The organism is Sphingomonas sanxanigenens DSM 19645 = NX02, from assembly GCF_000512205.2.
Taxonomy (GTDB): domain Bacteria; phylum Pseudomonadota; class Alphaproteobacteria; order Sphingomonadales; family Sphingomonadaceae; genus Sphingomonas_D; species Sphingomonas_D sanxanigenens.
This window is the reverse complement of record NZ_CP006644.1, coordinates 5762118-5778700: the sequence shown is the minus strand read 5'-3', so window position 1 is coordinate 5778700 and position 16583 is coordinate 5762118. Positions and strand designations below refer to the sequence as shown.

15 protein-coding genes are annotated in these 16583 nt (G+C 68.5%); 12 read left to right on the top strand and 3 right to left on the bottom strand.

What is annotated here, in order from left to right; all coding sequences use genetic code 11:
- Positions 1–164: 164 nt before the first annotated feature.
- From NX02_RS26525 to NX02_RS26490, 8 genes are all read left to right on the top strand, one after another.
- A complete protein-coding gene (locus NX02_RS26525) occupies positions 165–1106 on the top strand; it encodes a DUF4349 domain-containing protein (protein WP_025295191.1) in 942 nt (313 codons plus the stop codon).
- Positions 1107–1231: 125 nt separating this feature from the next.
- The gene (locus NX02_RS26520; RefSeq protein ID WP_025295190.1) at positions 1232–2086 is read left to right on the top strand and encodes a DUF4349 domain-containing protein; all 855 of its coding nucleotides are present in this window, start codon (positions 1232–1234) and stop codon (positions 2084–2086) included.
- A gap of 101 nt (positions 2087–2187) precedes the next feature.
- Positions 2188–2967 (top strand): phosphoribosylaminoimidazolesuccinocarboxamide synthase, encoded by a 780-nt coding sequence (purC, locus tag NX02_RS26515; RefSeq protein ID WP_025295189.1) that lies wholly within the window; start codon positions 2188–2190, stop codon positions 2965–2967.
- Positions 2968–3051: 84 nt separating this feature from the next.
- Entirely contained in the window at positions 3052–3885 is an 834-nt protein-coding gene (locus NX02_RS26510; protein WP_025295188.1) for a class I mannose-6-phosphate isomerase, read from the top strand.
- Between the two features lie 318 nt (positions 3886–4203).
- Complete coding sequence (locus NX02_RS26505) at positions 4204–5331, top strand: phosphoserine transaminase (protein ID WP_025295187.1); 1128 nt, start codon at positions 4204–4206, stop codon at positions 5329–5331.
- 150 nt (positions 5332–5481) lie between these two features.
- Positions 5482–7059 carry a phosphoglycerate dehydrogenase gene (serA, locus tag NX02_RS26500; protein ID WP_025295186.1) on the top strand — a complete coding sequence of 526 codons (1578 nt, stop codon included), beginning with the start codon at positions 5482–5484 and terminating at the stop codon, positions 7057–7059.
- Between the two features lie 71 nt (positions 7060–7130).
- Entirely contained in the window at positions 7131–7529 is a 399-nt protein-coding gene (locus NX02_RS26495; protein ID WP_084718112.1) for an endonuclease domain-containing protein, read from the top strand.
- Positions 7526–8635: an ATP phosphoribosyltransferase regulatory subunit gene (locus NX02_RS26490; protein WP_025295184.1), complete on the top strand. Its 1110-nt coding sequence runs from the start codon at positions 7526–7528 to the stop codon at positions 8633–8635. The genes NX02_RS26495 and NX02_RS26490 overlap by 4 nt, the downstream gene beginning before the upstream one ends.
- Before the next feature lie 28 nt (positions 8636–8663).
- Here the strand turns inward: NX02_RS26490 and NX02_RS26485 are convergent, their stop codons facing one another.
- Positions 8664–9548 (bottom strand): alpha/beta hydrolase, encoded by an 885-nt coding sequence (locus NX02_RS26485; RefSeq protein WP_025295183.1) that lies wholly within the window; start codon positions 9546–9548, stop codon positions 8664–8666.
- A 278-nt stretch (positions 9549–9826) separates the two neighbouring features.
- Between NX02_RS26485 and NX02_RS26480 the strand changes: the two genes are divergently transcribed.
- Complete coding sequence (locus NX02_RS26480) at positions 9827–11116, top strand: adenylosuccinate synthase (RefSeq protein WP_025295182.1); 1290 nt, start codon at positions 9827–9829, stop codon at positions 11114–11116.
- A gap of 90 nt (positions 11117–11206) precedes the next feature.
- On the top strand, positions 11207–11956 hold the full coding sequence (locus tag NX02_RS26475) for a class I SAM-dependent methyltransferase (protein WP_025295181.1): 750 nt from the start codon (positions 11207–11209) through the stop codon (positions 11954–11956).
- Positions 11957–12034: 78 nt separating this feature from the next.
- On the opposite strand, the gene NX02_RS26470 is transcribed toward NX02_RS26475, so the two are convergent.
- Both NX02_RS26470 and gmk read right to left on the bottom strand, forming a co-directional pair.
- Entirely contained in the window at positions 12035–12604 is a 570-nt protein-coding gene (locus NX02_RS26470; RefSeq protein WP_025295180.1) for a hypothetical protein, read from the bottom strand.
- Positions 12605–12679: 75 nt separating this feature from the next.
- Positions 12680–13336, bottom strand: a complete 657-nt coding sequence (gene gmk / locus NX02_RS26465) for a guanylate kinase (protein ID WP_025295179.1) — start codon at positions 13334–13336, stop codon at positions 12680–12682.
- Between the two features lie 57 nt (positions 13337–13393).
- Between gmk and NX02_RS26460 the strand changes: the two genes are divergently transcribed.
- Both NX02_RS26460 and NX02_RS26455 read left to right on the top strand, forming a co-directional pair.
- A complete protein-coding gene (locus NX02_RS26460; RefSeq protein WP_025295178.1) occupies positions 13394–13939 on the top strand; it encodes a DUF1697 domain-containing protein in 546 nt (181 codons plus the stop codon).
- 160 nt (positions 13940–14099) lie between these two features.
- Positions 14100–16583, top strand: coding sequence for a circularly permuted type 2 ATP-grasp protein (locus NX02_RS26455; protein ID WP_158014184.1), 2484 nt, complete (start codon positions 14100–14102; stop codon positions 16581–16583).

Below are 16583 nucleotides of genomic sequence, written 5' to 3'. Positions count from 1 at the left end.
ATGCGCCCATGCGCCCATGCGCCCATGCGGACATAGGCGCACGATCGATGCAATACTTGGCTTGATGGCTTATCCGGTTCGCACCGGATCGGATGCATACGCCGCTTGACCGATCGCGGGTGACGTGACGTTATAACATTTCTATGACTGTGCTGGAGGGGACTATGCGCAAGCTCGTTTTCGGGGGATTGGCCGGCATCGCATTTCTGATCGTGGCAGCGGTGTTCAGCTTTCACAATCTCAGGCAGCGTGAGCAGCGGGTGCAGCGACAGATGGACTTGCAGGTAATGAGCGAATCATCGCCGGCTGCCGCCGTCACTGCCCCTTTCTCCGGATCGATACCGGCGCTGGAGATCGCGGACAGTTCCGATGCTGGTCAGCGTGCCCGCGGCGTCGCGTTCAACTATGATTATGCGTTCCGCCTGCCCGGCGAGCGCATCGCCGCCGTGCAGGAAGGCCATGCCGCCGCTTGCGAGGCGCTGGGCGCCGCGCGCTGTCGCGTCGCGGGCATGCAATATGCGGTCGGTGAAGGCGGCGCGGTCTCGGCGATGCTTGCGGTCAAGCTCGATCCGGCGATCGCGCGCAGCTTCGGTAAGGATGGCATCACCGCCGTCACCCGCGCGGATGGCAAGCTGGTCTCAAGCGCGATCGTCGGCGTCGATACCGCTGCCGCGGCGGAGAACGTCGATCGGGACGCCCGGCGGGTGCAGGCCGAGATCCGCCGGCTCGAAGGAGAACTGGCTCGATCGCGCAACGTGCCAGAGCTTGCGCAGCAGTTCGCGGCGGAGCTTTCCCGGCAAAGATCGCTGCTCAACGAGCTGCGCGCCGATGGCGAACGCTCTGCAAACGCGCTGACCGCAACGCCGATGCGCTTCACCTATGCCGCGAGCGCAGCGGTGGCGAAGCCCGAAGCCAAGGGTGCACTGAGCGCGGCGCTGACGACAGCGGGCGAAAGCTTCATTGGCGGCGTCGGATCGCTGATCATCATCCTCTCGGCAACTGCGCCTTGGGCTGCGCTGCTCGGGATCGGCTGGCTGGTGTGGATGGCAGTGCAGCCTGTTCTCGCGCGCCGCAGGCTTTCGGCACCGGCAATCGCAGAGGCGTGACCTTGGTCACCACCGGCCTCCATGAGCAGGGCTATCCCCTATCCCTAGAAAAGGTCGCACACCGCCGCGGTTGACCGGCCGTGGCGGCGACCGGACACTGACCGTCCAACGATCGGGAGCCCGCGATGAATTTTGCTCGGTTCATACCCCTCGCCATCCTGGCGCCGCTCGCCGCTTGCGGGCAAGCGCCCGAGGGCGGAGCGCCCTCCGAGGCAATGGAGGCGGCCGCGCCGGCGCCCGCCGATGCCGCAAAGGAGGGCGGGGCGGTCAAGGTCGTGCTGCCGCAGATTGCCTATTCCTATCGCTACGGGTTCAACGTGCCGGCAGGCAAGATCGCGGACGTGCAGCAGGCGCATGTCGCGGCGTGCGACAGGCTGGGGCCGGCGCGCTGCCAGGTGGTCGAAATGCAGCGCAGCTCCGCCGATGGCGGCGGCGCTTCCGGTTCGCTCAAGCTGCAGGTCGAGGCGCGGATCGCCCGCAATTTCGGTGCTGAACTGTCCAAGGCGGTGAACGGTGCCGGCGGCGCGCTCGACGAGAGCAGCACCACTTCCGAGGATCTTTCCAAGAAGATCGTCGATACCGAGGCGCGGCTGCGCTCCAAGCAGGCGCTGTCGGCGCGGCTGATGCAGTTGCTCCAGAGCCGCAACGGCACCGTCGCCGAACTGGTCGAGGCGGAGCGCAAGGTGGCCGAGGTGCAGGAGGAGATCGACGCCGCACAGAGCTGGCTCGCAGAGATGCGCGGGCGGGTGAGCATGTCCGAGATCGACGTCGATTATGGCGCATCCGGCGGATCGGGCTTTTCCCGCCCGATCCGTGAGGCGGGCGCCAATCTGGCGCAGGTGCTGGGCGTCAGCATCGCCGGGCTGATGGTGCTGGTGGTCGGCGGCCTGCCCTGGGCGCTGGTGATCGGCCTGATCGTCTGGATCATCCGTCGCAGGCGTCGCGCGGCGGTCGCGAAGACGCCGCCACCGGCAGCCTGATTGCGCCTCACGGGTACATCCGTTATACGCCCCGCCAAACCGCCCCGGTCGCGCGCGAGTCCGTTGCGCGTCCGGGGCGAACTGCCTTTTGGAGCATGCCGATGTCCCGCCGCCGCCAGATTTACGAAGGCAAGGCCAAGATCCTGTACGAAGGCCCGGAGCCGGGCACGCTGATTCAGTACTTCAAGGATGATGCCACCGCGTTCAACGCCCAGAAGAAGGGCACGATCAACGGCAAGGGCGTGCTCAACAACCGTATTTCCGAGCATATCTTCACCCTGCTCGGCAATATCGGCGTGCCGACCCACTTCATCCGCCGGCTCAACATGCGCGAGCAGCTCATCCGCCAGGTCGAAATCGTCCCGATCGAGGTGGTGATCCGCAACGTCGCCGCCGGTTCGATCAGCAAGCGGCTGGGGATCGAGGAAGGCACGCAGCTTCCGCGCACGATCATCGAATATTATTACAAGGACGATGCGCTGGGCGACCCGCTGATCAGCGAGGAGCATATCGCGTGCTTCGGCTGGGCCAGCCAGGAAGAGATGCACGACATCGCCGACATGGCGATCCGTGTGAACGATTTCATGAGCGGCCTGTTCGCCGGCATCGGCATCCGCCTGGTCGACTTCAAGCTCGAATTCGGCCGCATCTACGACAATGACTATGCCCGCATCATCCTGGCGGATGAGATCAGCCCCGACGGCTGCCGGCTGTGGGACATGGAAACCAACGAGAAGCTGGACAAGGATCGCTTCCGCCGTGACCTCGGCGGCGAGGTGGAAGCCTATCAGGAAGTCGCGCGCCGTCTGGGCCTGCTGCCCGAGGGTGCCGACACCGCGGTTCTCGATCTCGAGACGCACCGCAAGAAGCGCGGCAAATAAACGGGTTGGCGGCGCGCGTCCGGCGCCGCTGATCCCTTCCCCTCCTCGCGGCTTGCGCTTATGCTGCACCTGCGAGGAGGCCCCATGTCTGCGATCCGTCTCAAGACCCATCGAGTAGAGAAACCCTGGGGCCGCCACACGCTGTGGCCCGGCTTTCCCGACCCCGCGCCCGAGGGCGATCCGGTGGGTGAGGTGTGGTTCCAGACGCTCGACGGGTCCGAGCCCGACCTGCTCGTCAAATATCTCTTCACCAGCGAGAAGCTCTCGATCCAGGTCCATCCGGACGACGAGGCGGCGCGCGCCTCCGGCTATCCGCGCGGCAAGGACGAGGCCTGGGTGATCCTGGCCGCCGAACCCGATTCGACGATCGCGCTGGGCACGGTGAAGCCGCTGACCGGCGACGAGCTGCGCGCCGCGGCGCTCGACGGCTCGATCGAGCATCTGGTCGACTGGAAGCCGGCGAAGGCCGGCGACGTGATCTACTCGCCCGCGCGCACCGTCCACGCGATCGGCGCGGGGCTGACGCTGGTCGAGGTCCAGCAGAATGTCGACCTCACCTATCGCCTCTACGACTATGGCCGCCCGCGCGAACTGCATCTGACCGACGGCGTCGCGGTGTCGGACGCGGTGCCCTTCGCGGTCGAGGACAAGAGCGTCGTCGTGGCGCCCGGGCGGACGATCCTGTGCGAGGGCGGCAAGTTCGTGCTCGAACGCTGGTCATGGGATGGCGAGCGCAGCGTGACCTTGCCCGCGGACCGGCCGGGACTGTTCATCCCGGTGACGGGCAGCGGCACGATCGACGGCGCGGCATGGGAGGCCGGCGAATGCTGGGCGGTGGATGGCGGTGCCGCGATCAGCGTGGCGCCGGGGGCGGACATCCTGTTTTCCTATCCAGGGCCGGAGCGGCTGGAGTTCTAGGCTTACCCCCATCCGTTTTGCCACCGGTCCGCAGGCACGGCTCTCGGCAATACCGAACCGTCACCCCCACCTGTTGGTCCCGAGCGAAGTCGAGGGACATTGGCGAAGTGCAACCCGGCATCCGTCACGCGACTCGTCCCTCGACTTCGCTCGGGACGAACGGAGAATGACTAGAATTTCTCCTTGAAAATCAGTTTGTTGATTTGAAGTTCTCCACCCCACGCCCCATTCCAATTGACACCCCCGCCGGCGCCACTAGAAGCGCCGACGGGCCACGCCGTCCCAACGCGGCGCGTGCTCTCTGCAAGGAGAGACTGCATGACGACGATTACCCGCCCGGGCACCAAGCCCGCGCGCCCCTACTTCTCTTCCGGCCCCTGCGCGAAGCCGCCGGGCTGGTCCGCTGAAAAGCTGAATCCCGAATCGCTGGGCCGCTCGCATCGGTCGAAGATCGGCAAGGCACGCCTCAAATATTGCATCGACCTGATGCGCGAGCTGCTGCGCCTGCCCGATACCCATCGCATCGGCATCGTCCCCGGTTCGGATACCGGCGCGTTCGAGATGGCGATGTGGACGATGCTGGGCGCCCGCCCGGTGACGACGCTGGCGTGGGAAAGCTTCGGTGAAGGTTGGGTCACCGATGCCGTCAAGCAACTCAAGCTCGATCCGACGATCCTGCGCGCCGATTACGGCCAGCTTCCCGATCTGACCCAGGTCGACTGGTCGAACGACGTGCTGTTCACCTGGAACGGCACCACCAGCGGCGTGCGCGTGCCGAACGGCGACTGGATCGCCGACGACCGCGCGGGCCTGGCCTTCGCCGACGCGACCAGCGCGGTGTTCGCCTATGATCTGCCGTGGGACAAGATCGACGTCGCCACCTTCTCCTGGCAGAAGGTGCTGGGCGGCGAGGGCGGCCATGGCGTGCTGATCCTGGGCCCGCGCGCCGTCGAGCGCCTCGAAACCCACACCCCCGCCTGGCCGCTGCCGAAGGTGTTCCGCCTCGTCTCCAAGGGTGCGCTCGCCGAGGGCGTGTTCAAGGGCGAGACGATCAACACCCCGTCGATGCTCGCCGTCGAGGATGCGATTTCAGCGCTCGAATGGGCGAAGTCGGTGGGCGGCGCGGACGGCCTGATCGCGCGCAGCGACGCCAACGCCGCGGCGCTCGACAAGATCGTCGAGGACCGCGCGTGGCTCGGCCATCTCGCCGCGGACCCGGCCTCGCGCTCGACGACGAGCGTCTGCCTGACCGTCGCGGGTGCCGATGAGGCGCTGATCAAGAAGATCGCCTCGCTGCTCGAAGCCGAGGACGCCGCCTATGACGTCGCCGGCTATCGCGACGCCCCGGCGGGCCTGCGCATCTGGTGCGGCGCCACCGTCGACACCGCCGATATCGAGGCGCTCGGGCCCTGGCTCGACTGGGCCTACGAGACGGCCAAGGCCTGAGACCGGCGCGCGTGCGCCCTCCCTCTCCCCTCTGGGGAGAGGGTTGGGGAGAGGGGCAGTATCCGCCCACCCCGATCATCGGCGCCTCGCCCGGACTCTCCCTCTCCCCAACCCTCTCCCCATAGGGGAGAGGGAGCTTAGGAAAAATCCATGCCCAAGGTACTGATTTCCGACAAGATGGACCCCCAGGCCGCCCGCATCTTCCGCGAGCGCGGCTGCGAAGTCGACGAGATCACCGGTCTCGACAAGGCCGGCCTCATCGCGATCATCGGCCAGTATGACGGCCTCGCGATCCGTTCGGCGACCAAGGTGACCGCCGACGTGCTCGCCGCCGCGCCGAACCTCAAGGTCGTCGGCCGCGCGGGCATCGGCGTCGACAATGTCGACATTCCCGCCGCCTCGGCGAAGGGCGTGGTCGTGATGAACACGCCGTTCGGCAACTCGATCACCACCGCCGAACATGCGATCGCCTTGATGTTCGCGCTCGCCCGCCAGATCCCCGAAGCCGATGCCTCCACCCAGGCCGGCAAGTGGGAGAAGAACCGCTTCATGGGCGTGGAGCTGACCAACAAGACGCTGGGCCTGATCGGCGCGGGCAACATCGGCTCGATCGTCGCGGATCGCGCGCTCGGCCTGAAGATGAAAGTGGTCGCCTACGATCCGTTCCTCACCCCCGAGCGCGCGGTCGAACTGGGTGTGGAGAAGGCGACGCTCGAAGAGCTGCTCGCCAAGGCGGACTTCATCACGCTGCACACGCCGCTGACCGACAGCACCCGCAACATCCTGTCGGCCGAGAATATCGCCAAGTGCAAGCCGGGCGTGCGCATCATCAACTGCGCGCGCGGCGGCCTGATCGACGAAGTGGCGCTGAAGGCGGCGCTCGACAGCGGCCATGTCGCCGGTGCCGCGCTCGACGTGTTCGTCGAGGAGCCGGCCAAGGCGAGCCCGCTGTTCGGCACCCCCAACTTCATCTCCACGCCGCACCTCGGCGCGTCGACCAGCGAGGCGCAGGTCAATGTCGCGCTGCAGGTCGCCGAGCAGATGGCCGATTATCTGGTCAATGGCGGCGTCACCAACGCGCTCAACATCCCGTCGCTGAGCGCCGAGGAAGCGCCGAAGATCAAGCCCTATCTCGGCCTCGCCGAAAAGCTCGGCGCGCTCGTCGGCCAGCTCGAGAGCGACCCCATCCAAGGCATCGCGGTGGAGCTGGAAGGTGCCGCCGCCGACCTCAACGCCAAGCCGATCACCGGTGCGGTGCTGGCGGGGCTGATGCGCGTCTATTCGGACACCGTGAACATGGTGAACGCGCCCTACCTCGCCAAGGAGCGCGGGCTGGACGTGCGCGAAGTGCGCCACGACCGCGAGGGGGACTATCACACGCTGGTGCGCGTGACGGTGACCACCGCCGAGGGCGAGCGCTCGGTGGCCGGCACCCTGTTCGGCGATGCCGCGCCGCGCCTCGTCGAGCTGCACGGCATCCGCATGGAGGCCGATCTCGACGGCTATATGCTGTTCATCGTCAACGAGGACGCGCCGGGCTTCATCGGCCGCATCGGCAGCGCGCTGGGCGAGGCCGACGTCAACATCGGCACCTTCCACCTCGGCCGCCGCTCGACCCGCGGCGAAGCGGCGCTGCTGCTGTCGGTCGACACCCCGGTGCCGGAACCGTTGCTGTGGAGCGTGTGCAACCTCCCCGGCGTGAAGCGCGCCAAGGCGCTGCGGTTCTGATACTGCCTTGCTTCCCTCTCCCCTCCGGGGAGAGGGAAAGCTGGCGCGCAGCGCCAGCAGGGAGAGGGGCAGTGCCGAAGCGAAACGAACGCCTGCTGGCGCATGCCAAAACCATGCGCACCACCCAGACGCCCGCGGAACAGAAGCTCTGGCTTCTGCTTCGCGGGCATCGTTTTGCCGGTGTTAAATTTTCGCGACAGGTCGTCATCGGCTCCTTCATCGCCGACTTCGCTGCGCGAATGCGCAAGATCGCGATCGAGATCGATGGGGATACACATAGTCGCCAGATCGACTATGACGCCGCACGGACGCGCAGGATCGAAGAAGCGGGGTATCGGGTGATCAGGCTCACCAATGCGGATGTGATGGGGAATATCGACGGCGTGGCGCAGGTCATCGAGATCGCGCTGGGCCTGGAAACTGCCCCTCTCCCCGGCCCTCTCCCCATAGGGGAGAGGGAGCAGAAATGAGCGTGGGCCTCCTTCCCGAAGGCCTGCGCGATCGCCTGCCCCCGCACGCCGACGCGCTCGCCCGGCTCGTCTGGCGCGCGCTCGATGTCGCGCAGGCGTGGGGCTATGAGCGCGTCTCGCCGCCGCTGGCGGAGTTCGAGGACACGCTGGTCGGCCGCCTCAAATCCTCGCGCCCGCAGGATCTGCTGCGCGTGATCGATCCGGTCTCGCAACGTACATTGGCGCTGCGGCCGGACATCACCGCGCAGGTCGGGCGCATCGCCGTCACCCGCATGGCGCACCGCGCGCGGCCGCTGCGGCTGGCCTATGGCGGCCCGGTGCTCAAGCTCAAGGCGACGCAGCTCCGCCCCGAGCGCGAGATGATGCAGGTGGGCGCCGAGATCGTCGGCACCGACAACATCGCCGCCGCGCGCGAAATCGTCAGCCTCGCGCTGACCGCGCTGGAGCGCGCCGGCGTTACCGGCATCACCCTCGACATCACCCTGCCCGATCTCGTCGATACGCTTGCTGCCGGCCCCTTCCCGATCGAGGCGGGCAGGATCGACCGGGCCCGCGCGCTGCTCGACGCCAAGGATGCCGGCGGCCTCGCCGCCGCCGGCTTCGACCGCTATTTGCCGCTGATCGACGCCGCCGGCCCCTTCCCGCAGGCGCTCGACCGGCTGCGCGCGATCGACGCGGGCGGCGTGCTCGCCTCGCGCATCGCCGGGATCGAGGCGATCACGACCGCGGTGGCGGGCAAGGCGGCGCTGACGCTCGACCCCACCGAGCGCCACGGCTTCGAATATCAGAGCTGGTTCGGCTTCTCGCTGTTCGCCGAGGGCGTCTCGGGCGAGATCGGCCGCGGCGGCAGCTATACCGTGCTCCATCCGGACGGGCGCGAGGAACCCGCGCTCGGCTTCTCGCTCTATCCCGACCCCCTGATCGACGCCGGCCTCGGCGGCAAGCCGCGCCAGCGCATCTTCGTTCCGCTCGATGCGGATGCCGGCGCGGTCGAGGGGCTGCGCGCGGACGGCTGGGCGACGGTGGCGGCGCTCGACGGAGATGACGATGCCGCGGCACTGGGCTGCACGCACCGGTTCGAGCGCGGAGCGGTGGTGGCGGTCTAGGCCGACCCCGCCCGACTTGCCGCCCGCCCTACCGCCGCGGCGTGCACACACCCATGATCTCCGACGGGTTGCGATCGACGCAGCTGTCGAGAAACGCATCCACCACCGCCGTCGCGCGGTCGCCCTCGGTGCCGAGGTCGCGGTTGAGTCGACCGTGGGAAGTGTCGAAGCCGTCGACGATCGCGGTGTTGCCGGCCTCGCGCAGCATCACCGCCAGCGCATCCGCCTGCTGCTGCGACTCGATGCGGTCGCGCACGTGGAGCAGCAGCCAGCCGGCCGCGTTCGGCGCCGCCGCGTGCGTCGCCGGGGAGAGCTGGCGCCATTGCGCGGGATCGGTGCCGAAGGCGCGCTCATAGAGCCGCCGTTCGAACGGCCCGGCATCGCGCATGCGCTCGGCGATGTCATAGCCCGCCCCGTCGAGCAGGATCGCGCCGCGCACCGTCTCGAACCGCGCGCCCGCATCGCGCAGATAGGCGGGGTCGGTGGCGATCAGCGCCGCGAGATGCGCGCCCGCGCTGTGCCCCATCAGCACGATGCGCCGGGGATCGACGCCCAGCCGCGGTGCCTCCCGCTGGAGCCAGGCGATCGCGCTCGCGACGTCCGCCGCCTGATCGGCAACGCCGACATCGGGCACGAGGCGATAATTCACCGAGGCGAAGGCGAAGCCGCGCGCGACGAAATGGTCGGGCTTCTCGCCCGAAGCCATACGCTTGTCGCCGGCCGACCAGCCGCCGCCATGGACGAAGACGATCAGCGGCGCATCGCCCCCCTCCGCCGGATAGAAATCGAGCCGCTGCCGCGGATCGCTGCCATAGGCCCGCTCCACGGGCGCCGATGCCCATGACCGTACACCGACACCCAGCGCCGCGATCAGCATCGCGCCCGCCGCGAAGATCCGGAGCGGTATCAGCACGCCTTACTCCCTGCACGGTCGTTCACAGCGGCTCGCTATGGCAGCGCGGCTGAACCGGAGATTTCCGTGGAGCCACAACGGAGACTGTCTCCGCCTTCTATTTCGCCCCGGGCATGGAATGGTGGAGCATGTTCCTGTTCAGCATCCACATCCCCGAGATCCGGCGCCTCACCATCATTGCCGGTTCGACGACTGATTGACAGTTTTGCGACACTGCTGGACGCTCGCCGCGACACTGACTAAACGCGCCTCGGCTGTTCGCGCCCGGGAGATAGAGTTTGGCCAATGTGACCGTGATCGGCGCCCAATGGGGTGACGAGGGCAAGGGAAAGATCGTCGACTGGCTCGCCGAGCGCGCGCAGTGCGTCGTGCGCTTCCAGGGCGGTCACAACGCCGGGCATACGCTGGTCGTCGGCGAGCAGGTCTACAAGCTTTCGCTGCTGCCGTCCGGCATCGTCCGCGGCACGCTCTCGGTCATCGGCAATGGCGTGGTGCTCGATCCGTGGCACCTGCGCGAAGAGATCGCGAAGCTGGGCGCGCAGGGCGTGACGATCACGCCGGACAACCTCCACATCGCCGAGAATTGCCCGCTGATCCTGCCCTTCCATCGCGACCTCGACGGGCTGCGCGAGGATGTTTCGGGCGCCGGCAAGATCGGCACCACCCGCCGCGGCATCGGCCCGGCCTATGAGGACAAGGTGGGCCGCCGCGCGATCCGGGTGTGCGACCTCGCGCATCTCGACAGTCTCGGGCCGCAGCTCGACCGCCTCACCGCGCATCATGACGCGCTGCGCGCCGGTTTCGGCGAGCCGCCGATCGACCGCGACGCGCTGCTGGCGGACCTTCGCGAGATCGCCCCGGTGGTGCTGCCCTATGCGCGGCCGGTATGGCTGAGCCTCAACGAGGCGCGTCGCCGCGGCGACCGCATCCTGTTCGAGGGCGCGCAGGGCGTGCTGCTCGACATCGACCATGGCACCTATCCGTTCGTCACCTCATCCAACACGATCGCGGGCACCGCGGCGGGCGGATCGGGTCTCGGTCCGTCGGCGGTCGGCTTCGTGCTCGGCATCGTCAAGGCCTACACCACGCGCGTCGGTTCGGGCCCCTTCCCCACCGAGCTCGAGGACGAGACCGGCCAGCGGCTCGGCGAGCGCGGCCGCGAGTTCGGCACCGTCACCGGGCGCAAGCGCCGCTGCGGGTGGTTCGATTCGGTGCTGGTGCGCCAGTCCGCCGCGGTTTCCGGCATCACCGGCATCGCGCTGACCAAGCTGGACGTGCTCGATGGATTCGAGACGGTGAAGATCTGCACCGGCTATCGCCTGAACGGCGCGACGCTGGATCATTTCCCCGCCCACGCCGCAGACCAGGCCGGCGTCGAGCCGATCTACGAGACGATGGAAGGCTGGTCGGAATCGACCGCCGGCGCCCGCAGCTGGGCGCAGCTTCCCGCGCAGGCGATCAAATATATCCGCCGCATCGAGGAGCTGATCCGGTGCCCCGTCGCGCTGGTTTCGACCTCGCCCGAGCGGGAGGACACCATCCTCGTGCGCGATCCCTTCACCGACTGAGCCACCCCGCTGGCCAACGGGTTCATAGCTGCGACGGAAAGACGGTGACGGCCTTGTATTCGGCCCCGCGAGCGCGCACGCAGTGACGCGATGACGACCCGCGAGGCCACCGGCCTACTCCCCCGTGCCCAGGCCGACGCGATCGCGGGCTATGCGACCTCGGCGCTCGACTGGGCGCATATCCTGTTCTTCGGCGCGGTCGGCTGGCCTTGGCTGCTGCGCAGCCTTTCGGGCGGCACCCGTGCCGAGAAGCAGCGGCTGCTCGCGCGGCTCGACCTGCCCGAGGACGCGCTGCCCAATCTCGGGAGCTGGAAGGCGGATACCGCGCTGCTCCACCATATCGTCGATGTGGTCGAGATGCGCCGGCCGGCGCAGGTGGTGGAGCTTGGCGCCGGCGCCTCCAGCCTCGTCACCGCGCGGGCGCTGCAGCTTCACGGCGGCGGCCGGCTGACCAGCTTCGACCAGCATGCCGATTTCGTCGCCGCGACCCACGAATGGCTGCTCGACCATAGCCTCGACGCCGACATGCGGCATGCGCCGCTCGCCCCGGCGCCGCGCGACTGGCACGGGTTGTGGTACAAGCTGGATCACATCCCCGAGCGCATCGACCTGCTGATCATCGATGGGCCGCCCTGGAGCATCCACCCCTATATCCGCGGTGCGGCCGAGGCGCTGTTCGACCGCATCGCCCCGGGCGGACTCGTGATGCTCGACGATGGCGCCCGCCCCGGCGAGCGCATCGTCGCACAGCGCTGGCGCAAGCGCTGGCCCGATTTCGATTTCCGCCTCGACACATCCGGCACCAAGGGCACGCTGATCGGCGAACGCCGGGCGGCGTGAACAGCCGCACTTCGATCATCCCGGCCTAGAGCCGGGATGGTGCGGCGGGCGAGAGGGGCGGCGCCGTGCTGGATCGGCTCAGAGCGTCTCGGCGGCAAGCCCTCGCACCGGCAGCATCTTCGCCACGATCAGGCCGCAGGCGACGAAGCCCAGCAGGTCGGACACGAACAGATAGATGAAATGGCCCCAGGGCGCATGGTTGAACAACGGCTGGCCGAGATGCGTCCAGGCGAGGATCGCGGTTGCGGCGATGATCACCAGCTTGGCGCGATCCGCGAACACCGGCAGCCGCGGCGCGACGATGGCGAGCGCGAAGGCGATCAACAGGCCGACGACCAGCGCCAGCACCAGCCCGGCGGTGAGCGCGCCGGCATCGACGACCGGAAAGCCGCCGGTGTTGAAATGCACCGTCGCGATCGGACCCTGGCCGAACGACGTGGTGCCCTGCTGGCTCGAGGGATCGGGGATCAGATAGGTGCCGGTGCCCGCCTCGGTGAGGTTCTGCGAGAGCGCGCGCTGCACCGCCGCGCTGCGCGTCGCATCGACCTTGGAGAAGGCGAGCGCGGACAGCGGTGTGCCCCAGAAGACGAAGCCCACCATATAGAGCGCGAAGCCGCCGACCAGCCCCGCCAAAACCGTCCTGATCATGCCGTCCTCCCCTGTGTCGCCCGATGCTACACCCGAACAAGGCAAGGCCGAAACAGGTTCCGCGCAGGAAACGCCCTAGCGTTCCTTCACCATCGATCGGATGAAGCCGATCAGCCCCTGCTGGCGGCTGCGCTTCAGGCGCTCGGCGCGCAGAATGGTCTGCACGCAGTTGAAGCAATGCTCGACATCGTCGTTGACCAGCACATAGTCGTAGCCGTCCCAGTGGCCGATCTCGGCGGCCGCCCGCTCCATCCGCGCGTTGATCACGTCCATGCTGTCGGTGCCGCGCGCGATCAGGCGGCGGCGCAGCTCGTCGAGCCCCGGCGGCAGTATGAAGACGCGGACGACATCGCCGCCGGCCTGCTGGAAAAGCTGCTGCGCGCCCTGCCAGTCGATGTCGAACAGCACGTCGCGGCCCTGCTCCAGCGCGCGGTCGACGGGCTCGTGCGGCGTGCCGTAGCGATGGCCGAAGACGTGCGCCCATTCCAGGAACTCGCCATTGTTCGCCATGTGGCGAAAGCGTTCGATGTCGACGAAATGATAGTCCTTCCCGTCGACTTCGCCCGGCCGCATGGCGCGAGTGGTCGCGGAGACCGACATTTCGAGCCCCGGTTCCGCCGCAAGCAGCTTGCGCGCGATGGTGGACTTGCCGGCACCGGAAGGCGATGAAAGGACAAAGAGGACGCCGCGACGCCTGAACGGGTCGCGAACCGAAGCGGAGGACTCGGGCATGGCCGCTAGTGACGTGGGGAAGCCGGTTCGTCAACGCCGAGTCGGTCGGCCCGCGGCATGACGCGCTGGGTGGCGCTGCTGCGCGGGATCAACGTCGGCGGCCATCGCCAGGTGCCGATGGCCGCCCTGCGGGCGCTGTGCGGCGAACTCGGCTTCGAGGATCCCCGGACCTATATCGCCAGCGGCAACGCAATGTTCGGGTCGACCGAGGATGCCGAGACGATCGCGATCGCGCTTGAAGCGGCGCTGCCCGGGCGCTTCGGCTTCGCCTGCGACGTCATCGTCCGCAGCGCCGCCCAATGGCGCGCGTGTCTGCAAGCCAATCCCTTCGAGGGCGATGCCGATGCGCTGCCGAAGATGCTCCACCTCGCCCTCCCCCGCCGCATATTGAAGCCGGGTGCCGGCAAAGCGATCGCCGAGCGGGCGCAGGCGGGCGAACGGATCAGCGAAGCCGGTGGCGCGCTGTGGATCGACTATGGCAGCGGCGGCGTCGCGAATACCAAGCTTTCGCCGGCCTTTATCGACACATGCGCGGGATCGACCGTCACCGCGCGCAACCTCAAGTCCGTCGAAGCGATCGACGCGCTGCTCCACGATCGCTGATACGGGCGCGCCGATTACGTGATTATTCACGTGTTGCGTCCGATCGGCGCAACCGTCAATGTGGATCGCGTCGGGGTGTGGGAGCGAGACTTGAAGCAGTATCAGCAAGCGACTCGGATCGAGCGGCATGATCGCCGCGGCCCGACGCATGGCTGAGGCGATGACCCTGGCTCTTCCGCAGGAGGAAAGCATCTCCGAGCGCTGGGTTGCCGACTATCGCGCGGCCACCGGCGGCGGGGACGTGCTGACCGAATCGCAAGGGACCGCGGCGGACGCCTGGGCGACCTTGTTCGACGAGATCGCCGGTATCGCCGGCGGCGATCTGGGCGCGATCCGCGATCGTGTGCAGCGGCAGGCCGACGAGATCGGTACCGGCTATCGCATGCCCGGCGAAAGCGAGGAGCGCGCCTGGCCGGTTTCGCCGGTGCCCCTGCTGATCCCCGAGGCGGACTGGAGCGGCATCGCCGAGGGCGTGGCGCAGCGCGCGCGGCTGATGGATATGCTGCTCGCCGACATCTATGGTGCGCAGAAGCTGGCCCGCGAGGGGCATATCCCGGCGGCGCTGATCACCGGCAATCCCTATTTCATGCGGCCGATGGTGGGGCTGACCCCGCCGGGCGGCCGCCACCTGACCTTCTATGCGGTCGATATCGCGCGCGGCCCCGATGGTGAATGGCGCGTACTCGCCGACCATCTGCGCGCGCCGGTGGGCGCCGGCTATGCGCTGGAGAACCGGCTGGCGGTCTCGCGCGTGCTGGGCGGGCTGCAGACGCGGCTCAACATCCAGCGCCTCGCCGCTTTCTTCTCCGCGGTCCGCGCCGGGCTGGGCGCGATGTGCCATCGCGCCGATCCGCGCATCGGCCTGCTGACGCCCGGCCGCTACAACCCGAGCTATGCCGAACAGGCGCATCTCGCGCGCTATCTCGGGCTGCTGCTGGTGGAGGGCGACGACCTCGCCGTCCATGAGGACCGGCTCTATGTCCGCACCATCGAGGGGCTGAAGCGCGTCGACGCGCTGTGGCGCCAGCTCAACCCCCGGCTGCTCGATCCGCTCGCTTTCGATCCGCGCTCGCAGATCGGGGTGCCGGGGCTGATCGACGCGATGGCGGCGGGCGATGTCGTCGTCGCCAACAGCCCCGGATCGGGCGTGCTCGAATCCAACGCGGTCAGCGCCTTCCTGCCGCGGCTCGCCTCGGCGCTGCTCGGCGAACCGCTCAAGCTGCCCAACATCGCCACCTGGTGGTGCGGCCAGCAGCCCGAGTTCGACCATGTCCGCGCCGCGCTCGACACGATGGTGATCGCGCCGGCGTTCGAAACCTTGCCGCCGGGGCTCGAGGGCGTCGGCCCGCGCGCCGCCGCCGAACTCGATGCCAAGGCGCGCAAGCAGCTGCTGGAAGATATGGCGCGGCGGCCGATGGACTATGTCGGCCAGGAGGTCGTCCGCGTCTCGACCATGCCCACGGTCGATGCCAAGGGCGCGCTGGTGCCGCGCCCCTTCACCGTGCGCGTGTTCGCCGCATGCGACGCCCATGGCCAGTGGCAGGTGATGCCCGGCGGTTTCGCGCGGATCGGCCGGCACGAGGACAGCCGGGCGGTGGTGATCGGCGAGGGCACATGGTCCGCCGACGTCAGCATCGTCGCCACCCGCCCGGTCGAACCGGTGACCTTGCTGCAATCGGGCGATCAGGTGCGCATCCGGCGCAACCCCGGCACCTTGCCGAGCCGCGTGGCGGACAATCTGTTCTGGCTCGGCCGCTATCTCGAGCGGGGCGAGGCGATCCTCGGGCTCGTTCGTGCCGCGATCGGGGGCAGCATCGACGCGGATGGCGGTGCCGCGCTCGCGCCCGCCACGATCGACAAGCTCGGCCGGCTGCTGATCAAGGGCAGCGCCGCCGCGCGCCGCGCCGAATCGGGCGCCGCCGACATCGTCAACCTCGCCCATGCCGCGCTCGACGACATCGCCGAGGAAGACAGCGTGCGCAGCCTGCTGAGCCGCGCCCGCGCGATCGGCGAGGTTTCGCGCGACCGGCTGGCGATCGACTTCTGGCGCCTGCTCGACGCCGGCTATCCCGGCGACAGCAGCATGAACGCACGCGCGAGCGTTCTACAGCAGCGCTTCGCGGCGCTGATGGGGCTCGCCGCGGAGCATATGGGCCGCACCGCCGCCTGGAACTTCCACGACATGGGCCGCCGGGTCGAGCGGGCGATGTCGGTCGCGCGGCTGGCGCGCACCTTCGCCGGCGGGCCCAAGGCCACCGTCGACGATCTTTCGACATTGCTCGAACTCACCAACAGCCAGATCGGCTATCGCCAGCGCTACCAGACCGGCGTGGCGTTGCTGCCGGTGCGCGACCTGGTGCTGCTCGACACCTCCAACCCGCGCGGCCTGCCCTTCCAGGTCGAGCGCATCTGCCGCACCTTGCGCGAACTGCCCAAGCTCGACGACGATGGCGTGCCCGAGGATCAGGAAGCGCGCGCCGCGGCGCTGGCGGCGACGGTGGTGATCACCCCGGTGGAGGCGTTCGACGCCGCCGCGCTCACGCGCATCGAAGAGCGGCTGATGGGAATATCGGATGCGATCTCGCGGCGCTTCTTCCTCCAGGGCAGCGAGCCGCTTCGCGCCCACGGCCTGACGCTCGCCTGA